Consider the following 19911-nt stretch of genomic DNA (forward strand, 5'->3'; position numbering starts at 1 on the left):
AATCATGACGACAGCATCCGTTTCACACTACAACACTACGCGCCCCAGCCTGTACAAAACGCTGTTTGCCACCTGCATCGGCAACGCGCTGGAATGGTTTGATATCGCGGTATACGGCTTCTTCGCCAATTACATCGCCCATGCGTTTTTCCCAACACAAGATCCGGCCGTCTCGCTGTTGCTGGCTTTCGGCAGTTTCGGCGTCTCTTTCCTGATCCGGCCACTGGGTGCCATCGTGCTGGGTGCTTACGCCGACCGCGCCGGACGCAAGGCATCGCTGATGCTGTCCATCAGCCTGATGTTGCTGGGCGGCGCGATGATTACCTTTATGCCCACCTACGCCAGTATCGGCCTGGCCGCTCCGGTGCTGATTATGCTGGCGCGCTTGATTCAGGGCTTCTCTGCTGGCGGTGAGTTCGGCAGTTCCACCGCCTTTCTGGTAGAACACTTCCCTGAACGCCGTGCATTTATCGCCAGTTGGCAGTTCGCCACCCAGGGTGCCAGTACCCTGCTGGCCTCGGCGTTCGGTCTTGGGTTATCGCAATCATTAACCGAGGCCCAAATTCAGGAGTGGGGCTGGCGTATCCCGTTTGCCTTTGGTTTGCTGATTGGGCCGGTGGGATTATATATCCGTCGCCATGTGCACGAACCGGCAGGTTTCGAACAAGCCGAGAAAAGCCATGCGCCGATCAAGATCCTGTTTACCCGGCAAAAAGCGTTGTTTCTGATTGCAGTCGGTCTGATGGTGATTTCCACCGCCATCAACTACATGCTGAACTATGTCCCCACTTACGCTACCAAGACGCTGCACCTGCCGTCCGGCACGGCCTTCAGCGCCACGCTGATCGCCGGTATTATTCTGACGGTCGTTACGCCGTTGGTGGGGCTGTGGGCGGAGAAAGTCGGTCGATTGCCGCTGATGTGGGGGGCGCTGTTGCTGCTGGCGGTCACCATCTACCCGGCGTTCTGGCTGATGACCCAGTACTTGTCGGCCGCGTCGCTGATTGTGGTCGTTGCCTGGATGGCGTTGCTGAAGTCGGTATATTTCTCCACCGTACCGTCGATGATGGCCGACCTGTTTCCGATCTCCACCCGCGCCAGTGGCATGGCGATCAGCTACAACGTGGCGGTAACCGTATTCGGCGGTTTCGCCCCGTTTATCTGTACCTTGCTGATTAGCGCCACCGGCAGCAGCCTGGCACCAAGTTACTACCTGATGATCACCGCGCTGCTGAGCGTACTGGCGCTGTGGCAGGCGCAGTTGCGCCAGCGCTGACACAGTACCGCTCCCGTCAGGGTGTAACACTTCCCCCTGACGGGCCGCTCATCGGATGACACAACCGACTGCACTGCACGTTGCCGTGTCAGATAAAGTAGCAATGCGGTCAGGGTAATCAGACAGGCTACACAGAAAGAAAACATCAGAACGCCCCGATCGCACACTTGCCCCACGCCCCAGCGCCAGCCCAGCCCGTTCAGCAACGCTACAGCCGCGATCGCGGCGTTCGACGGACTCAGGCATCCGGCAAAGAGGCATCCCCCTCCCCCAACGCACGTTGCAGCAACACGGTATCTACCCAGCGGCCATGCTTCATGCCTACCGAACGCAGCGTCCCGATTTGCTCAAATCCTAGCGACAGATGCAGTTGCAGCGAGGCCTGATTTTCGCTGTTGCCCACCACCGATATCACCTGGCGGTATCCTTGCTGCTCCGCCTGCGATAACGCGGCGGACAGCAAGCGCTTACCGATGCCTTTCCCCATATGGTCCGGGTGCAGATAGATCGAATCTTCCAGCGTGAAACGGTAGGCAACGCGGGTGCGGTGCATCCCCAGATAACAATATCCCAGCACCTGTTGGTTTTGCGTCGCCACCAGCCAGGGCAACCCGGCATCACGGATTTTCAGCCAGCGCTGGCGCATTTCCGCCTCATCGGGCGGTTCGGTTTCAAAGGTGGCGAGACTATGCTGGACATGTTGGGCATAAATATCCCTGATGGCGGCGATATGTTCCGCCCGTGCATCCTCAATTACAATGGAACTCATTGGTGTATCCTTGTCAGAACAGCGAGTTAGCTATTAAGCTGAACCCTGTTACCGCATCAACCAACGTGTGCGGAAACAGAACTTCAGCTAGCTTAACCAATGCCCGATATCGGCAACAGACGCAAACACTTATGTCTGTCATATGTCCGCTATAAAAGAAAGTTTGATATGGCCAGGTTGAATCTGGAACGGCAGGAAACCTTTACCACGGTGATACGCAACAGTATCGAAGCAATCAGGGAAATGGTGTTGGCTAGGATGCGGTATCGTGCCGAAGCTGTCGGTGGGTTCTGACGCACTGGCGTCGGCGTTTCATGTGTGGCCACTGAATGCGGCGCTACACCGAACACGGGCTATCGTCATGCGACAGGATAAGCCGTTGAATAAGGCGTCACGTCTGGTACTGGAAAGGCTAAAAAAAGGAAAGACATAAAAACAGTTAATCACCCGATAATTTATCAGGCCGCTACTCTATTTTCGAAACCACAAAAATCACGTCGATTATTTTTTTGCTTATCATCCCGGTTGCGGTAATTCACTTCTGCTGCCCGGCAGCGTCCAGGAAACATCACCCGATTTCGACCCTATCAGCTGCTGTATTTTCTCGTAAACCTCAGCTGCCGACATGCCGCTATATAAGCCCTGGCTATAATAACCAAACTCGGCATTATTAACTTGCGAACGGGAACCGATCAGACTTGCATCAGTAGACGTAACACGTTTACCGGTAAACACGTCATAACTTTCACTTTGACCATCCGGATATTTCACCACGGAAACCAATACGCCGCCATACAGCGGAATACCTGTCATGCGCAGCGAACGTTCAACGGAAGATTCGTGTTGCTGTTTCTGAAGTTTTTCTTTAGTCAGCCGCTCATCCAGCGATTTAGTACGATCGTTCACATCACTGGTATCACCAGAATTGTTATCCGCCAATTGATTATTTTGCGAATCATTCGTTTTGCTGGTTTTAAAGGAACCAGATTTATTTATTCCAATAACATCAGTGCTGGTGTTGTCCCCCAACACGCCAAGGTTGCTATTGGCGACATAGGTCGGCTGTGTATAAGAAGATGTAATACTTTGGTTCTGAATACCTGATATGGCCACGATGTCACTCCTTTTTTATTTTTAACGATAACATGCCTCTAAGGGCACTGATTTATTACGACGCACCAACACCAGCACACCGAAAGAAAAGCAGCATACCCGCCGAAGCGAGTATCAAGCAGGACGGTTCAACCGATTCATGCCGTCCAAAACTATCAGGAAATAGAAGCGTGGTTGACGAACCACAACAAGGCCAGTCTCATTTTTCACTTCGCCTTTTTTGCATCACACTGGCGGAATAGAAAAGACAGACCTACATATAAAATATATCGGCCAATCTATTTTTTCATTAATACAAAAAAAGCATAAAAACGCTCATGAAACGACCACCTCAGCAATATTTAGTCATGAGTGTAAAGACAAACCTGACAGTTCCTTAGCATTTCAGCGGCTTGTCATGTTTTCGTCATCTGCCGCTGTTATCTTGACGCCAGCTGACTCCCCCAGAAAGACAAGACAATGAGTGCCTTACCGCCACAGGAACATCGATTACGTTTCGTTTCCTTCCCAAGTGCACGCGACTTGTGTATCACCACGCCGGATGTATCTCCCACCACGGATAACGCCACCGTATTGCACCTGTTTGGCCGCCATAAGGATCTGGTTAGCCTGCCGGTGGTGGAAGAAGGACGTCCGTTCGGCCTGATCAACCGCCACAGCTTTCTGTCACAGATGGCCCGCCCTTACTACCGCGAACTGTATGACCGAAAAAGCTGTATCGCCTTCATGGATAAAACCCCGCTGATCGTCGAAGCCGCCGCCTCGCTGAGCGACGTGGCAGATAAGGCGGTAATCAGCGGCGACCGCTTTCTGGCTGACGGCTTTATTATTACCGAAAACGGCCGCTATCTCGGTATCGGCCTGGGTATCGATCTATTCCGCATCGTGTCGGAAACTCATGTCCGCCAGCATCAGCACATCGTACAAAGTATAGAATACGCCAGCGTGATCCAGGGGGCGATGCTTACGCCATTCCGACAGACGATGACCGATACGCTGAAAGACGGCTGTCTGGTTTGGGAACCGCGCGATTGTGTTGGCGGCGACAGTTATGCCTTCAGACGCTATGACCACGGCTGGCTGGCGGTGCTCGCCGACTGTACCGGTCATGGCGTGCCCGGTGCCTTCATGACATTGATTTTCAACTCGGCGCTGGAACAGGCGCTGGCCCAGCATCGCCCGGACCAACCGGGGCTGCTGCTTGGCGGCATCAATCGCTATATCAAGGACACGCTGGGGCAAAAGAGCGGCTATCCGGGGCAAACCACGGCTTCTGACGACGGCTGCGATGCGCTGGTGGTGTACGTGAATACCGCTGAGCAGACGCTCAATTGGGCCAGCGCCCGGATGACGGCGTTTCTGATCGAGTCGCAAAGCGGCGAGCTGCTGACGCTCGACAGCGACCGCATGGGCGTGGGTTATACCAACACGCCATACGATTACAGCTGGCCCGCCTTTCAACGCCCGCTGTCATCACAAGACCTGTTCTTTGCCACCACCGATGGCCTGCTCGATCAAATTGGCGGCGAGCGCCAGATCAAATTTGGGAAGCGCCGCCTGCAAAACCTGCTGCAACGCGTCAAAGCATTACCCATGAACGCGCTGGCAAACCAACTATTACAACACCATCATACCTGGCAGGGCGCACAGGAAAGACGGGACGATCTTACATTTTGGGGCTTCAGGCACCCGTGAACATTATCAACCAGGTAAAACCGGAACATGTCCGAAACGAAGTACACAGAATTTTTTGACCTCACCCAACAGCAAAATATCGCGCTGTATTATGTGGGGTACTTTTCACAAAACATCATCTGCTCATTGGCGGAAACGGTGCGGCTGCAACTGGAAAAAAGCCGGGTGCCGCCCAATGTACGCCGCAAGCTGTTTTCCAGCTTTGTGGAAATGGTGCAGAACATCATTCATTACTCCGCCTCGGCGCTTACGTCGGAAGAACAGGAAAACGAAATCCGTCACGGTTCCGTGTGTATCGGCGTTGAGGCAGGAAAATACTTTTTGTTGAGCGCCAACCGGGTGTATCCGGCGGATGCGGAGAAACTGCGCCAGCGGCTGGAGCCGCTATGCGCGATGACGCTTGATGAAATCCGGCTTGCCTATAAGGCCTCACTGCGTGAAGACATTCCGACTGCCAGCAAAGGCGCAGATATTGGCCTGTTGACCGTGGCCCGCGACGCCAGCGAGCCACTGCAATTCACCTTTCGTAGCGATGCCACCACCGGGCTCTCCACGTTTTATCTGAAGGCGCTGATCTAACCATGACAGACATAATAACAACGGACAATCTTCACATCGTCGGCACAGCCAGTACGCCGACAGTGGACTTTCGTTTTGACACACACCAGCTTTCGTTATCCGGCGAGTCTTACCCGGAAAATGCAGCGGCATTTTACGGCCCGCTGATTGAACGCATTCAGCGCTACCTGCAGACTCGTCTTGCCAGCGCGACAGCGCAATCAACGCGCGTTGACGTGCATGTGTCGCTACCCTACTTCAACAGTTCCAGCACCAAAATGCTGTTCAGCCTGTTCAATATGCTCGATCAAGCCGCACAGCAGCAGCTTCCCATCGCGCTGCACTGGTATTACGACCAGGAAGACGACATCGCCGAGGAGTTCGGGCAGGAGCTGCATATCGATTTTTCGGCACTCGAATACCACCCTCACATTCTGGAGTAACGGCATGAGTAGCTATGAACTGTTCACCCCCGAATATGACATCCTGTTGTCAGCCCGCAACATCGCCGCGCAGGCCGATATGCCGGCGGAGGTGTACCGGGAAAGCCTGATTATGCTGGCGGAACACTATCAACGGTTGGTGCGTGAAACCCACCGACTGATTACCCGCAGCGACCGTGCTGAGCGGGAACTGACCCGCCTCAATACCCAACTGCACCAATTGGCGGTGGAGCTGGAATACAAAGCCACCCATGACCCGCTGACCGATGTATTCAACCGCAGCGCGATCATCGATCTGGTCGACCATGCGCTGGAACAGGATCAGGCCGCGCTGATTGTGCTGGATATCGACCATTTCAAGCAGGTCAACGACGCTTACGGCCATCCGACTGGTGATGCGGTGATCTGCTCGCTGATCGCCCGAATCCGTGACGTATTGCAGGGGAAAGGCAGCATTGGCCGCGTCGGCGGCGAGGAGTTCACCATCCTGCTGGATGGCTATACGTTGATGGCGGCGGTAGATGTCGCGGAACACATCCATGCCAGCCTGAATGACACAGCGCTAGACGCGCTGCCCCAGCAGAAGGTAACCGCCAGTTTCGGCGTCAGTTGGGCACCAACGCACACCGGATTCGACACGTTGTACAGCACCGCCGATACCGCGCTGTACCAGGCTAAACATCAAGGCCGCAATCGGGTGGAATACATGCCGATCGACGCGGTAAGCTAAACGACCTGGCTGCCCAGAGCAATCCGGGCAGTACGAGGCATTCATCGATCGCGGTTTCTCAGATCAGTTTTTCTTCACAAACTCAGATTTCAGCTTCATTGCGCCGAAACCGTCGATTTTGCAATCGATATTGTGATCACCTTCCACCAGACGAATCCCTTTCACGCGGGTGCCGATTTTCAGCGTCGATGAACTGCCTTTGACTTTCAGATCCTTGACGACGGTAACGGTATCGCCATCCGCCAGCAGGTTGCCGTTGGCGTCGCGCACCACCAGCCCTTCTTCCTGTACACCGTCATCGCCCTGCATCGACCACACGTGCCCGCATTCAGGGCAATTAAGCATGGCATCATCCTGCCAGGTATATTCTGACTGACATTTTGGGCAAGCGGGCAACTGTTGCATACAAATCCTCGTTAAAACCAAATAAGTTAAATAATATTTAAATATATCAATGGATAAAAAATCCCATGTTTATTATTTTATCGCCTTTCCTCGCTTGCCGACAGCAAAAAGAGCCTGATAAATCAATATTTCTCATCCTTTGCCATCAAAGCCACTCAATTCATTCACTTTTCTTTTCGTCACCGCGTGGACCACATGGTCACATCGGAACCGGGTTTTTCAATACACGCCAGTCCGCGTAGTCCGTTATATTTTGCTTACATCTGTGGAGAAAACGTCAGTTTAATAAAACAATAGCTTAGGTACACTGAACACCTCTCATTACAATTGCCGTCATGGATAACAACCTGTGGAAACCGTTTCCCCGCTTAAAAACCCCACCTTTCTGTGCTTCTGGATCGGACAAATCGCCTCTTCCTTTGCATTTCAGATGCTGGTGGTCGGGATTGGCTGGCAGATGTATGACCTGACCAACAGCGCGCTGAATCTGGGCCTGGTCGGTCTGGCTCAATTTCTGCCGCAGCTGGCGCTAACCCTGGTTGCCGGGCACGCGGTGGATCAGTACAACCGCCGTGTGATTATCCTGTGCTGCCGCCTGCTGATGGCCGCCACCGTACTGGTGCTGGTACTGGGCAACGTCACCCATACCATCAGCGCCACCATGATTTATGCCTGTTCCGCGCTGCTGGGTGCTACGCGGGCCTTTGAAATGCCCGCAACACAGGCGCTGCTACCAAACCTGATTGCGCCCGGCCTGCTGTCCCGCGCCGTGGCGCTGATGGCCTCCGCACGTGAAGCCACCGTTATCGCCGGCCCGGCGCTCGGTGGCCTGATTTACCTGATCGGTGCCACCACCCTTTACGCTTCCAGCGTAGCCTGCTTTCTGATTTCGTTTCTGGTGCTGCTCAACCTGCGCTACGAGTACAAGGCACTGGCCCGTACACCGGTGAGTCTGGAAAGCCTGTTTGGCGGCATGAACTTTATCCGCCGTAATCCGGTGATTCTGGGGTCTATCTCGCTGGATATGTTCGCCGTGCTGCTCGGCGGCGCCACCGCACTGCTGCCCATCGTCGCCAAAGATATCCTGCACACTGGCCCGTGGGGACTGGGGCTGTTGCGTTGCGCGCCTGCGCTCGGTGCGGTACTGATGTCTGTCTACCTGAGTCGTCGCCCACTCACCCGCAACGTCGGAAAAATCATGTTCTCGGCGGTGGCGATGTTCGGCGCGGCCACCATCGCGTTTGGCCTGTCCACCAATCTGTTTCTGTCGCTGTTCGCGCTGCTGTTTCTCGGCGCGTCCGATATGGTCAGCGTGGTGATCCGCTCAACGCTGGTGCAACTGGAAACACCGGATGACATGCGTGGCCGGGTCAGTGCCGCCAACTCCATCTTCATCGGCACCTCCAATCAACTGGGGGAATTTGAGTCCGGCGTGACCGCCGCCTGGCTGGGGGTGGTGCCCGCTATCGTGCTGGGTGGTGTCGGCACCCTGTTGGTAGTGGCGATATGGATGAAATATTTCCCGACGCTGACCCAACGCCAGACGCTGGAGGCGGGAGAAAACACGTAGATCCTGCCGGTTCAATAACGGGGCGAACTCGCCCCGTTGAACCACGTATCGTACTGTGACAGTCAAAACACCTGCACCCGCCATAACTCGCGACTGCGCGATGCTTCGGTCATCGGCAGTCGGCCGTGTAGCGTCTGCCAGTTATCGATGATCAGCAGGTCGCCCTGATCCCAGTCATGGGCAATCATGCAGCGCTCATCGTACACCAGCCGGTCAAGCTCTTCGATGAGGGCACGGCTTTCCTGCCCGGAAACGCCTTCCACCTCGACGGTAAATTTCTGTAATTCAGAATCGCTGCCTTCCTGATAACGGAACGCCTTTTGGCCGGTTTTCGGGTGCGCATACACCAGCGGATAAGTGCGAGGTTTACCGCCGAAATAGGTCATGGGGGTGTTATAGGTGATGTGAATGTCTTCCCATTTTTTCACAACATCCGGGCCAACCATTTCCATCACGATACGGCCATCCACCACCGTGGTGCTGCCTTCGCCTTTCTTCGGCGGGGTTTTGCAATACAACATGAAACGCTCTGCGGTAAACCAGGGGTTGCCGCCGACCTGTTCGTGATCCAGCCGGATCATGCTCAGGTCCCAGTGTATCGGCGTTTTCTCCAGCGAATGCACGAATCCATTCGGCTTTTCTTCCGGTTTCACCACATGCACCGCACCGAACTGCCACTGGAAAACCTCGCCGAACGGCTGGCAAAACGTTTCCAGTTGCTCACTACGCTCAAACTGCACGCCCTTGATACACACAAAACCGAACTGAGCAGACAGGAAAGCCAGGAATGTCGGTGACAATGCCTCAACCCCCAGCCCTTGTGGGTCGTCGATTTTCAGGCCGAACAACGGCTGCTTGAGCAGTTCGTAGGTAAATTTTCCGGCACTGGCGTCCCCACTTTCTACATATACCCAGGGATGTCCCTGATAGGTTACCAACACATGGCGGTCTTTATCGACGCTGGCGTGCCCCAGCAGCGACACATTCCCCGCCGCCGACAGCACCGGCACGCTGTGCCACGGTTGACGCACGGTGGAAAGGCCATCGGCAAAACCGAAGGTAAATTTCGGGCCATCGTTGTCATACTGATGAACCGACAGACGAATAGCGTCAGGAAAAGCCCGTTCCACCAGCGCACTTAACGCCTGGCCGCGATACATCATTTGATAGGCTTTTTCCGCCACGCTATTCAGGTAATCTTCATTCGACTGCTGAGGCTGCCGGTTCAGCCGCACATCGTTATACAAATAACTGCAGATTTTATCGTGCGTCGCTGCCAGCTCATCATGACTCCTGACGCGTTTGATAAAATCAGTTATTCCCTTGTACGGTAACCCGGCCGACTTAATCAACGCTTTACGCGTTTCCTCATCCGAGCGGGCATCAGGGAAGAAATCGCCAAGAGCTTTCCATTCAATATAAGGTGACTGAATCAACGTGCGTAACTGATGGTTATATTCTTCACGGGTTTGATCAGGAACCTCGACAATATCATTAAAGGTTGTACCATCACTTAAAATAGTTACCTGACAGCCAGGTTTATATAATCCCTGAATCGCTTTCGCCAACGACTCCAGGCGATTGATGGAAATCACATCGCCATAATCCGGCAAAATACCAAAAGACTTATCGACAACATTGGGAGATTTACAGGGGAAACCCGGCAGGACAAAGCTGACAGGTTTAGACGTGTGCAGGAAGGCGCTAATTTGTTTTTCCAGCACTGCACGCCCCTCCGGTTCAAAACGATCATGTGGTGCCTGAACCAGATAAGATTTTACAATGTCGGCTATCTTACCGACCGTTTCATTCAAACTATCGTGCATAATTCCACTCCATTAATATTGGGTGTTTCCCATCGTTTTCATTCAACAAGAAAACAATGCGTCGGATATTTCTTGCACTTACAGATAATAAACAGGCACGCCATTTCATTCTGAAATTGCGTCGCCAGAAAAATAACAAGACCAGATAAAATATAAAGCCAACGTATTCTTAGAGCCTATCCCACCAGGCGTAATTGGCGCAGACAGGCATTCAACTCCGCCACGTCATGACAAACATAATTTGGCTGCCAATCGGCCATGTTATCAACATCGCCATAACCCCATGTGACGTAAGTGACGGCAACGTCAGCACGGTTTGCTGTTTGTACGTCAATCGATGTATCGCCCACATACAGACACTGTTCGCTCGTCGTTTCCAATGCGGCCATCACCTGTTGCAAGCCGCGGCTATCCGGCTTAAGCGGACGATCAGACCGGGCACCATAGAGCAACGCAAAGGTATCCGGCGGGAATAGCGCCTGCACAATTCGGTGAGACAACACCTCATCTTTGTTGGTTAATACCGCCAGCCTGACGCCTTGTGCTTTTAGCGCCGCAGCCAGTTCCTTCACACCAACATAGCAAACGGTATCGTGCAGACAATGCGCCTGATACAGCGCGTGGTAGCGTTGCGACAACGCCATCGTATCGCTGATGCCATGATGTCTGGCGGCCGCAGCCAACATGTTTCCCGACCCGCCGCCAATATGCGCCCTGACAATGAATGCCGGGTCCGGCGTGACGCCTAATCCCCCCAGCGCCTGACGCAAGGCAAATGCAATGCCGGGCAAGGTATCGACCAGCGTACCGTCCAGATCGAAGATCACGGCTTTATTTACCGACATAGCTTACTCCGCGCTGACTTGAGTGCTGACGTAATGAAACGGGCGGCCCGACTTGAAGATGAGGTGATATTGGCGCTCATCCACATTGCTGCGCTTTTCCAGATAAATGTCGGCCCCGCGTTTCACCGCCACTGAATGCCACGGCGTCCGCCAGCGATCTTTTACCGGTGCCAGTTTTATGCCGATTTTTTTGGAAATGCGGAATTGCGGATGAATCGACAGACGCACCGCCTGCGGGAACTTCTCTTCCAGATGTTTGCTCCAGGCTTCACTGCGCTGGATGACCCGGTAGGCAGCTACACGAGCCACTTTCTGGATTTGAGCATTACTGACGCCGGTAAACTCCTCCATGCCACCGTAATCCTCACACAGAAAACGCGTCACGCCGCGATACATGGAAGCCGCTTCAGGCTCCTCTTTAACCCGGCTCTTCAGCGCCAGTAACGATGTGCCGTACTGAATCATCAATTCTTCCCGCAGAGAATCGAGATCCTTGATGCCCGGATAGGTATCAATCAGGTCATACATAAAAAACATACCCGGATATTTTTTCGTGCAATAGTCGCTGATCACATCCGTGTACGCTTTCACCTGACGGTCGGGGATTCGGACCACATCGGAAAAAACATAGCCGTCAGAACAAATTCCGATAACAGCACCAGGCTGGTAAACACGGCGAATGTCCTGACACAATTCATGTAAATTATCCAATGCATACAGCTCTGCATAATCAGGAAGATGGCTGAGGGTTTTTTTGCGATTCGGCGACTTTCCCGGAAAGGCAGGAAGAATCATGACTATTGGCTGTTGCTGGTTGACCGCCTGTATGATGGTATCAAGATGAGGTGCGATTTCATCCTCATACCGGCAATTATTCGGGTTTCCCTCCTCTACCAGGCAGCGGCGGGCGAATATCGTTTCAATAATTGCTAACGCGATGTCTTTCGCGTCAGCTTTCACCAAAAAATCATCGACGCTATTTAGCCGATGTTCTTTTTTCTGAATAGGCATATTCATAACCTTTATATATGACCTCACCATCATTCATTCGAATATACCCGTCATACATCAAGTTACAGGCGTGTTGGCTGCATTACTCGGCCCATTTCATGAGCCTCGCCCCTTCGGGGCCGCTGCTAATAGCATTCAAAACACAAACCGTTTTGCCCTGAAACTCGAATTATTTTGGGTATAATAGGTATGTCAGCGATATTAATTCCCTATTCACTAATTACCGTAGCGCATAGGACTTCCCCTTTCATATTTCGTCAACTCATTTAAATACCGACCATCATTAATCAAGGCAATTAATAATCAATCTTTTAAATGAGAGCATGAAAGAAGATTTATCTGTGAAAAAATCGTTGTGAGCTTAAGTTGATACTCTCTGATCGTCAATAGAACTTATTGAATATGAAATTCATCTTTTTTGAACAATCTGAAATTCTCCACAGAAAACTATTTACATGTGAAATTTATAATAAAATAATAAATGCAATTAGAATATATTAATTAATTCCCAAAAAGAGGGGAACGAACGACAATATTCACACACAAACAATAAGGAAATAATAAGAAAAAAATTTCCACCCTATGATTCCATACCCAAAATAATTCGATTCATTACCGAAGAGAACCCCCTCCCGAATTGCACCTCCATGAAAATAACCGACAAGTAACCACGAGAAAAAGAGCAACATGTCATCACACTATCAGCATAGGTACATTTAGTGCATTTATTGTCTCCTTTTTTTCCCGTCAATTCCCTGATAGTCACGGGTTATGCACTACCTGATTTATCCGGTGCAATTTCCTTTCCGTGTACAGAACAATGTTCGGATATGATTCACAGTGAAAATATTTCATTTCATCTCATGCTAATTATTTTTATTAAACCCAATTGTTCATGGCTACATATTTGTAACAATATATTTACCATGTGAGATAGCATGATGTGTTTGAATCCTCCGCACGTGCCACTACTACACGCGCCAGGGAATTGGCACCAGTAATGCTTTCAGTATTTCAACGAACCGTTCCATACGTGCTGCACGTCCTGCCCGAGGCCCCAGCAGGGCGACCACATCCGCGTTAGGCAGTTGCCAGTCAGGCATCACCTCGACCAGCCTTCCAGCTTTCAGATCGTCAGCGACAGCCCACTCGGAACGCTGAATCAGGCAAAGCCCGGCGACGGCCCAATTTCTGACCACCTCGCCGTCATTACTGGTAAAAACGGGCCTGATACGCACGGTCTTCGTCTCACCCTCGGCACGTCGGGCAAATCCCCACAACGACGCATCCGCCCGGTCTTCCCGCAACACGCCGCATACGTGGCGGGGAAGATCCATCGGATGCTCAGGCATCCCGTGTTGCGCCAGATAGTCAGGCGCGGCGCACAGAATTCGGCGATTGGGTGCCAGCGGCCGCAACGCCAGGCTGGAGTCGGTCAAGGGACCGACATGGATCAACACATCCCAGTCATCGATATCCAGCGTACCAATCGGTGCATCCGACAGCATCAGCGAGGGTTCGATGGTCGGAAATTGCCGACACATGCGTGTTACCGCTTCCGCCACATAGGCTCGCCCAAACCCCAGCGGGGCCAGCACTCTTAGTGGACCAATCACCTCGTTTCGCCGTTCAGCAAGCAGGGCGGCGATCCCCTCGATATGGTCCAACACCTCCGCCCCTTTTTCCGCCAGCAAGGCCCCCTCCGCCGTCAGGTGGTAGCGGTGACTGGAACGGTCGACAAGCTGAACCCCCAGGCGCTGTTCGAGGGCCTGCAAGCGTTGCGTCACCGCCGGTGCCGTTACATCCAGCGCACGTGCCGCCGCAGCCAGTGAAGGGGCACTGGCAAGAACGGAAAAGAAATGAAGGTCCCGTGAAGTGATCATTAATGTCAGTCTTAACAACAGATGCAGTTTTAGTAAATTCCATTCTAAATGGCGACAGGGTAAAAATCTCATACCGACAGAGCAAAATGAGAACAACACGATGACATTGACCGATCGACTATCGGCTTTACCTACCCCCTCGCTCGTACTCGACGAAAAAATCATGCTGTCCAATATCGCGCGCCTGCGCGATCGCCCTGAATTTGCCGGTATCACCTTACGTCCCCACCTGAAAACGGCAAAATCGGTGGAGGTCGCGCGCCGGGTACTCACCGATGGCACCGGACCAGCAACCGTTTCAACGCTGCGTGAAGCAGACGTGTTTTTCGAAGCAGGTATCAAAGACATCCTGTACGCCGTGGGTATTGCACCGCAGAAATTGCCCCGTGTCGTACAGTTGCTCAAAGCCGGTTGTAACCTGACCATCCTGCTGGACTCGATGGAGCAGGCACAGGCGGTCGTTGATGCGTCTCAAACATCCGGCATCCGAATCCCGGTGCTGCTTGAGGTTGACAGCGACGGCCATCGCAGTGGTTTGCCGCCGGAATCATCGCTGCTCATTGAGATCGGTCGCCTGCTGCATAACGGTGGCGGATTGTTGCAAGGCGTACTAACACATGCGGGAGAAAGCTATGGTGCAGTCGGTGCCGATGCCCACGCGGTGTTTGCCGAACAGGAGCGCCATGCGGCGGTGACCGCAGCAGACAAGCTGCGTCAGGCTGGCTTGCCTTGCCCCATCGTCAGCATCGGTTCAACCCCCACCGCGCACGCCGCCCGCAATCTGACGGGTGTGACTGAAGTACGGGCTGGCGTCTACGTCTTTTTCGATCTGGTGATGGCCGGGATCGGCGTGTGCCAGACCGACAATATCGCCCTGTCGGTGCTGACCACCGTCATTGGTCACCAGTCCGCACGCGGCTGGATCATGGTCGACGCCGGTTGGATGGCGCTCTCGCGCGATCGCGGCACCGCCAATCAGGCGGTCGATCAGGGGTACGGCCTCGTCTGCGATGACCACGGCAAGATCATCCCCGATCTTATCGTCACGGCGGCCAATCAGGAGCACGGCATTGTGGCGCTACGTCCCGGCAGCGACAAACCACTGCCTGACCTGCCGGTCGGTACGCGGTTGCGCATTCTGCCGAATCACGCCTGCGCGACAGCAGGCCAGTTTGACGCCTATCAGGTTATTCCTGCGCAAGCGGACGCGCCGCTGTCGCAATGGTCACGTTTCGGTGGATGGTGAGGTAAGTATCATGTTTTTAATAAATGAGAAAGACAGTGCCGCATTGGCCAGCCACGCGATGGCCTATGATGCGGTGCACAGTGCGCTGATCGATGCGGTACACCCTGCCACCGCCAACTTCCCCGTTGTCCACGGCCACGGTTCCGACCCTGGCAACCGGTTTACCGTAAAGTCTGGTGCGACACCGGAGCTGGCGGGGCTGAAAGTCGGTTCTTACTGGCCAGGAAACCTTGCCAACGGGTTACCGTGCCATAACTCAATCATCTTCCTTTTCGACCAGTCGAGAGGCGTTATCGACTCAGCGGTAGAAGCAGGAACCCTGAATGCCTATCGCACCGCCGCTGCCGATGCGGTGGCTACTGATGCGCTGGCGCGCGCCGACGCCTCGGTACTGACGGTTTTCGGCACGGGTCATCAGGCGCGTTACGAGGCCGAAGCGGTAGCACGTATTCGCCCAATCAAGCAGATTCTGGTGGTCGGGCGTTCTGAAGCAGCCACTCAAAACATGGTGGATGCCCTGCGTGCCAAGGCATTGCCTGCCCAGTCTTGCCAGGCGGAAGCAGCCTGTCGGGCAGCGGACATCATCATCACCGCCACTACCGCCAGAGCGCCGCTCTTTGATGCTGCCTGGGTTCGCCCCGGCACGCACGTCTCGTCAATGGGCTCGGATGCCGTCGGCAAACAGGAACTGCCGGTCGAACTACTGATGGCTGGCCGGTTATTCTGCGACCTTCCCGCGCAGTCTCACCGTATTGGCGAATTCCAGCACGCCAGCGACGATAAGGCCGTTTTCGCCATTGGCGATGTACTTTCCGGCAACGTCACCGGCCGCGAAGCGGCGTCGGACATCACCGTGTTCGACAGTTCCGGCCTGGCAATCCAGGACCTGTATGTAGCCAAAGCCGTGATTGACACCTGGCGACGCCAACACGCTTAAACTGCTATACACCAACCTCACTGCACACCGGATGCCGCCCCATCAGGCATCCGGTTTGACGTTCAGCCAACGACCTCGGGCCTGAAAGCCGAGTACGGAAGGATAGCGAACATATCAGAATATTATTTAATAATAAGTAACGGGCATTAAGGAAGGAGCACTAAGAAAAAGAGCATTAGCACCTGTTAACACATACAAAGTAAGTAACACATGGCAAATAAATATAAATATAATTAGTAGCAGACTAATACACCAATAAAATTTAATCACCATTGTATAATTTAAAAACCATCAAGATTATTTTTCAATCACAGATAACACGGATGAAGAATTTTCATTTTAATTATCTACAAAATCATTAGTAATGATTATGTAAAGCCAAGAGATTATTCCCTGCATTTATATTAAAAAAAAGATATAAACACCTAATTAACCATACAGAAACTAAGTGAACAGAGTTTTATCTCAAATCATAAGACATCTTTTAACATTATTGACACAATTAACTGTAGCCAATAATATTTGTCACGCGGAACAAACACATCCCGCTTAATTCAAAAAACTCAATGTGAAACTATAAGGAAAGTAATATGGATAAGGCTCAAGAATTAGAGTTGGCAGTTGCTGAATTGAATGCAGAAAATGCTGAAGCTGAAAATGAAATTCTGCTGGATGTAACCTGCATGGTTTCTAATAAAGAGTGGCAAGAATAAGAAAAAGTGGCCGCAATGCGGCCACCTTTCATTAGGTCATTTCAAACAGAAATCAAAACCATACTTTACTTTTCAGTAATAGAAAGGTATTCATTTATGAGCAATATAGTCGATGGAATTGACAGTATCCGTTCAATATCTATAGATGAATTGAAAGACAATAATGGCTTTCTTCTGGTTGATGTAAGAGAAAGTCATGAATATCTTGATGGTACTATTCCCAAGGCACTTACTATTGGACGTGGATTTTTAGAAATAGAATTGAAGAAAAGAAAAATAGAACTAGATAAACCCATCGTCCTCTTTTGCGCAAGTGGCTTACGCTCCAGGTATGCTGCATTAAGTTTAACGCTTCTTAATTATTCGAATATCTACTCACTACAGGGTGGATTTGAAGCCTGGAAAGCTCAGGGGAATAAAATTGAATATCCACTGAGTCTTAGTGATAAGGATAAAAAACGTTACGCAAGACATCTGTCGCTGCAAGACATCGGTTCTGATGGCCAGTTTAAAATTATGCAAGCGAAAGTACTGGTTGTGGGTGCCGGAGGGCTCGGCTCATCATGTCTTCTGTATCTCGCAGCCGCCGGTGTTGGTGAAATTGCTATTGTCGATCATGATATTGTTGACCTGAGCAATTTACAACGGCAGGTTATTCATAACGAGAACATGCTGAAAAGGAAAAAAGTTGACTCTGCATTGCATACTCTTCGAGCACTAAACTCTGAGATCACAATAAATACTATTGATGATCGGGTTACGCCAGAAAACATTGATGCATTAGTTGACAGTTATGACGTCATCGTAGATTGTACCGACAACTTTAAAGCGCGATACATTATTAACGACGCAGCTGTCGCCGCTGGAAAGCCTGTCGTTTCTGCAGCCGTATTTCGCTTTTCCGGACAAGTAATGACACGCTCGAATAACCAAGCACCGTGTTATCGCTGTGTCTATCCAGAAGCCCCGCCTGCGGAATTAGCCCCCTCCTGTACAGAGAATGGCGTTATTGGCGTTATCCCTGGAATGCTCGGGATATATCAGGCAAACGAAGTACTGAAGATCATTCTTGGGATTGGCGAGTGTTTAAATGGAAAATTATTAAAAATAGATATGCTCAACAATCAACACCTGTTGTTAACCACGAAAAAACGCCCTGGATGTCAATGCCATAATAATTAATGGAGCAGTGTTACGATGATTGATATATCTCTACCAGAATCAATAAAAGGCATAATTAAGATAACAACAGACTCTAAAAACCTTAATGATATCTTACTTGAAATTAGTAGTGTAAATCCTGATGCATTTAAATTAATAGCCATTGAAAAAAATGAAAGCTGTAAATTAAAACCTTTCATTACTCTTTTCATTAACAATGCGATGTCGGTTGATAGTAACCCAGTTCTAACCGATGGCGATCACTTAACATTTGAAGTGGCTATTTCGGGAGGTTAATCATGGACGCAAAAAAGTTACAAAAAGCATATGTGTCGATGCTATATAGCAATAACTATCGGATAAGCGATGCTGATACAGAGTATCAGTTCCTCGCCCAGACAATGGACAGCGAAAGGCTGCTCGTTGAACGCGCAGCCAGACAGCGTAATTTGCGTACTGTACTTTATTCAGATATGCATTTTACTCCGCGTTTTTTTAGCAAAGAACAGCTTCTCTCCCTGGTAATAGCATATTGTGAGTCAGACAGTTTCTGGAACTGGAACAGCAGGACGCTTATTGAAAGCTTTTGCGCATTTGTTGTCAAAAAATCCGTCCTGACTGAAGAAGAGAAAACTATATTCCTGGTTGATGGAATTTATTCTGGCATCTCAACAAATTCAGAAAACTCTCCCTGGAAGTCGAGAGTAAGTCATATCGCCGATAAATCGATAACTGAAGAGGTTATCCTCGAAAGGTATTTTTCATTATCATTATTAAGCAAAGCAACACATCTCTCTGATGTCAAATTTGAGAATAAAAAAGCATGTTTACGCTTACACAATGAAAACGGGAAAGTCGCGATTTCACTTAAGGAGACAGCATGAGTTCATTCGTCGGATTAGGGATTGATTATACTCACAGCTATGGCCATAAATTAAGTGAGCTATTACAATTATCTCGGCATGGAATTAGCCACTTATCTGTTGTTGCTATTCCAGATCTCGCCGTAGCTAAAACATTTCGTCAGACTTTTATTGATTACCCAATCATACACCATTTTTCCGGTATGGAACCTGCGGGAATTGATGGATTACGGCCTGATGTATTGGAACGCCAAAGTGAAATCAGTAATGAATTGCAAGCAGCATGGTGCCTGGAAGATATTGGCATTTGGAATGTTGGTCCTTACAATCTTCCCTACTTCGCCGCCCCCGTACTTTGTGAATCCGTCCTGGCAATGACCATCGAGGGGGTAAAACGTATTCAGCAAGTCTCTCGTATTCCGTTCTGTGCTGAAATTCCCTCGTTCAGTATCGCCGCAGGCGACATGACGCTGGGTGAGTTTTTTCATCGTCTGGTTGATGCGACTCAATGTGGTGTCGTGTTAGATATCAGCCATGTCTTTTCTTATGCGATCTATTATGGCCTAAAACCGGAAGATGTCTTAACTAGCCTGCCACTTTCTGCCGTTAATGAGATTCATATTGCAGGTGGTAGCGTTCATCCTAAACATCATTGGCGTTATCGTGATACGCACTCAGAAAAAATTGTTGCTGAGGTTTTCCCTTTACTAGAACAAGCCATTACGCAATGTACTAACCTTAAAGCTATCACCTATGAGTTAGGGATCGGAATTTCAACTGAAGTGATCGTAACGGACCTGGGGAATATAGATAATGCCTGTCAAAGGATGAATTTCTCCCCTTCATTCTGACTTAAAAATAAATATA

At 51.0% G+C, this 19911-nt stretch carries 21 protein-coding genes; 14 read left to right on the forward strand and 7 right to left on the reverse strand.

Annotated features, from left to right (window positions below; genetic code table 11):
- The first annotated feature begins 4 nt into the window (after positions 1–4).
- A complete protein-coding gene (locus tag OB87_RS15165) occupies positions 5–1276 on the forward strand; it encodes an MFS transporter (protein ID WP_033570247.1) in 1272 nt (423 codons plus the stop codon).
- Between the two features lie 238 nt (positions 1277–1514).
- Here OB87_RS15165 and OB87_RS15170 read toward each other — a convergent pair whose 3' ends face one another.
- Positions 1515–2045, reverse strand: coding sequence for a GNAT family N-acetyltransferase (locus OB87_RS15170; protein WP_033570248.1), 531 nt, complete (start codon positions 2043–2045; stop codon positions 1515–1517).
- A 168-nt stretch (positions 2046–2213) separates the two neighbouring features.
- Between OB87_RS15170 and OB87_RS21095 the strand changes: the two genes are divergently transcribed.
- Entirely contained in the window at positions 2214–2339 is a 126-nt protein-coding gene (locus OB87_RS21095; RefSeq protein ID WP_268745838.1) for a hypothetical protein, read from the forward strand.
- Between the two features lie 222 nt (positions 2340–2561).
- Here OB87_RS21095 and OB87_RS15175 read toward each other — a convergent pair whose 3' ends face one another.
- The gene (locus OB87_RS15175; protein ID WP_033570249.1) at positions 2562–3158 is read right to left on the reverse strand and encodes a hypothetical protein; all 597 of its coding nucleotides are present in this window, start codon (positions 3156–3158) and stop codon (positions 2562–2564) included.
- Positions 3159–3617: 459 nt separating this feature from the next.
- Here OB87_RS15175 and OB87_RS15180 point away from each other — a divergent pair, with 459 nt between their 5' ends.
- Genes OB87_RS15180 through OB87_RS15195 form a run of 4 tightly spaced genes read left to right on the forward strand, consistent with a single transcriptional unit; the run spans position 3618 to position 6584 of the window.
- A complete protein-coding gene (locus OB87_RS15180) occupies positions 3618–4853 on the forward strand; it encodes a SpoIIE family protein phosphatase (RefSeq protein ID WP_033570250.1) in 1236 nt (411 codons plus the stop codon).
- Positions 4854–4880: 27 nt separating this feature from the next.
- Complete coding sequence (locus tag OB87_RS15185) at positions 4881–5432, forward strand: SiaB family protein kinase (protein ID WP_033570251.1); 552 nt, start codon at positions 4881–4883, stop codon at positions 5430–5432.
- A 2-nt stretch (positions 5433–5434) separates the two neighbouring features.
- Complete coding sequence (locus tag OB87_RS15190; RefSeq protein WP_033570252.1) at positions 5435–5854, forward strand: DUF1987 domain-containing protein; 420 nt, start codon at positions 5435–5437, stop codon at positions 5852–5854.
- A gap of 4 nt (positions 5855–5858) precedes the next feature.
- The gene (locus OB87_RS15195) at positions 5859–6584 is read left to right on the forward strand and encodes a GGDEF domain-containing protein (RefSeq protein WP_033570253.1); all 726 of its coding nucleotides are present in this window, start codon (positions 5859–5861) and stop codon (positions 6582–6584) included.
- Between the two features lie 63 nt (positions 6585–6647).
- Here the strand turns inward: OB87_RS15195 and OB87_RS15200 are convergent, their stop codons facing one another.
- A complete protein-coding gene (locus OB87_RS15200; RefSeq protein ID WP_033570254.1) occupies positions 6648–6989 on the reverse strand; it encodes a zinc ribbon domain-containing protein YjdM in 342 nt (113 codons plus the stop codon).
- Between the two features lie 349 nt (positions 6990–7338).
- Here OB87_RS15200 and OB87_RS15205 point away from each other — a divergent pair, with 349 nt between their 5' ends.
- Positions 7339–8559, forward strand: a complete 1221-nt coding sequence (locus OB87_RS15205) for an MFS transporter (RefSeq protein ID WP_033570255.1) — start codon at positions 7339–7341, stop codon at positions 8557–8559.
- A gap of 62 nt (positions 8560–8621) precedes the next feature.
- Here OB87_RS15205 and OB87_RS15210 read toward each other — a convergent pair whose 3' ends face one another.
- The 4 genes from OB87_RS15210 to OB87_RS15225 all read right to left on the reverse strand — a co-directional run bounded on the left by OB87_RS15210 (position 8622) and on the right by OB87_RS15225 (position 14124).
- Complete coding sequence (locus OB87_RS15210) at positions 8622–10385, reverse strand: L-tyrosine/L-tryptophan isonitrile synthase family protein (protein ID WP_033570256.1); 1764 nt, start codon at positions 10383–10385, stop codon at positions 8622–8624.
- Between the two features lie 176 nt (positions 10386–10561).
- A complete protein-coding gene (locus tag OB87_RS15215) occupies positions 10562–11230 on the reverse strand; it encodes an HAD family hydrolase (RefSeq protein ID WP_033570257.1) in 669 nt (222 codons plus the stop codon).
- Between the two features lie 3 nt (positions 11231–11233).
- Complete coding sequence (locus OB87_RS15220) at positions 11234–12241, reverse strand: L-tyrosine/L-tryptophan isonitrile synthase family protein (protein ID WP_081977400.1); 1008 nt, start codon at positions 12239–12241, stop codon at positions 11234–11236.
- Positions 12242–13212: 971 nt separating this feature from the next.
- Complete coding sequence (locus OB87_RS15225; RefSeq protein ID WP_033570258.1) at positions 13213–14124, reverse strand: LysR family transcriptional regulator; 912 nt, start codon at positions 14122–14124, stop codon at positions 13213–13215.
- Positions 14125–14224: 100 nt separating this feature from the next.
- Here OB87_RS15225 and OB87_RS15230 point away from each other — a divergent pair, with 100 nt between their 5' ends.
- The 7 genes from OB87_RS15230 (at position 14225) to OB87_RS15255 (ending at position 19895) form a co-directional block, all read left to right on the forward strand.
- The gene (locus OB87_RS15230; protein WP_033570259.1) at positions 14225–15370 is read left to right on the forward strand and encodes a DSD1 family PLP-dependent enzyme; all 1146 of its coding nucleotides are present in this window, start codon (positions 14225–14227) and stop codon (positions 15368–15370) included.
- Positions 15371–15380: 10 nt separating this feature from the next.
- A complete protein-coding gene (locus tag OB87_RS15235) occupies positions 15381–16307 on the forward strand; it encodes an ornithine cyclodeaminase family protein (RefSeq protein ID WP_033570260.1) in 927 nt (308 codons plus the stop codon).
- A gap of 590 nt (positions 16308–16897) precedes the next feature.
- A complete protein-coding gene (locus OB87_RS21100) occupies positions 16898–17020 on the forward strand; it encodes a hypothetical protein (protein ID WP_268745839.1) in 123 nt (40 codons plus the stop codon).
- A 96-nt stretch (positions 17021–17116) separates the two neighbouring features.
- Positions 17117–18202 (forward strand): molybdopterin-synthase adenylyltransferase MoeB, encoded by a 1086-nt coding sequence (gene moeB, locus OB87_RS15240; RefSeq protein WP_161783619.1) that lies wholly within the window; start codon positions 17117–17119, stop codon positions 18200–18202.
- A 15-nt stretch (positions 18203–18217) separates the two neighbouring features.
- Positions 18218–18478 (forward strand): MoaD/ThiS family protein, encoded by a 261-nt coding sequence (locus OB87_RS15245; protein ID WP_033570261.1) that lies wholly within the window; start codon positions 18218–18220, stop codon positions 18476–18478.
- A 2-nt stretch (positions 18479–18480) separates the two neighbouring features.
- Positions 18481–19065: a hypothetical protein gene (locus OB87_RS15250; RefSeq protein WP_033570262.1), complete on the forward strand. Its 585-nt coding sequence runs from the start codon at positions 18481–18483 to the stop codon at positions 19063–19065.
- Complete coding sequence (locus OB87_RS15255; protein WP_033570263.1) at positions 19062–19895, forward strand: multinuclear nonheme iron-dependent oxidase; 834 nt, start codon at positions 19062–19064, stop codon at positions 19893–19895. The genes OB87_RS15250 and OB87_RS15255 overlap by 4 nt, the downstream gene beginning before the upstream one ends.
- Positions 19896–19911 lie beyond the last annotated feature (16 nt).

The sequence above is a fragment of the Dickeya undicola genome (genome assembly GCF_000784735.1).
Classification (GTDB): domain Bacteria; phylum Pseudomonadota; class Gammaproteobacteria; order Enterobacterales; family Enterobacteriaceae; genus Dickeya; species Dickeya undicola.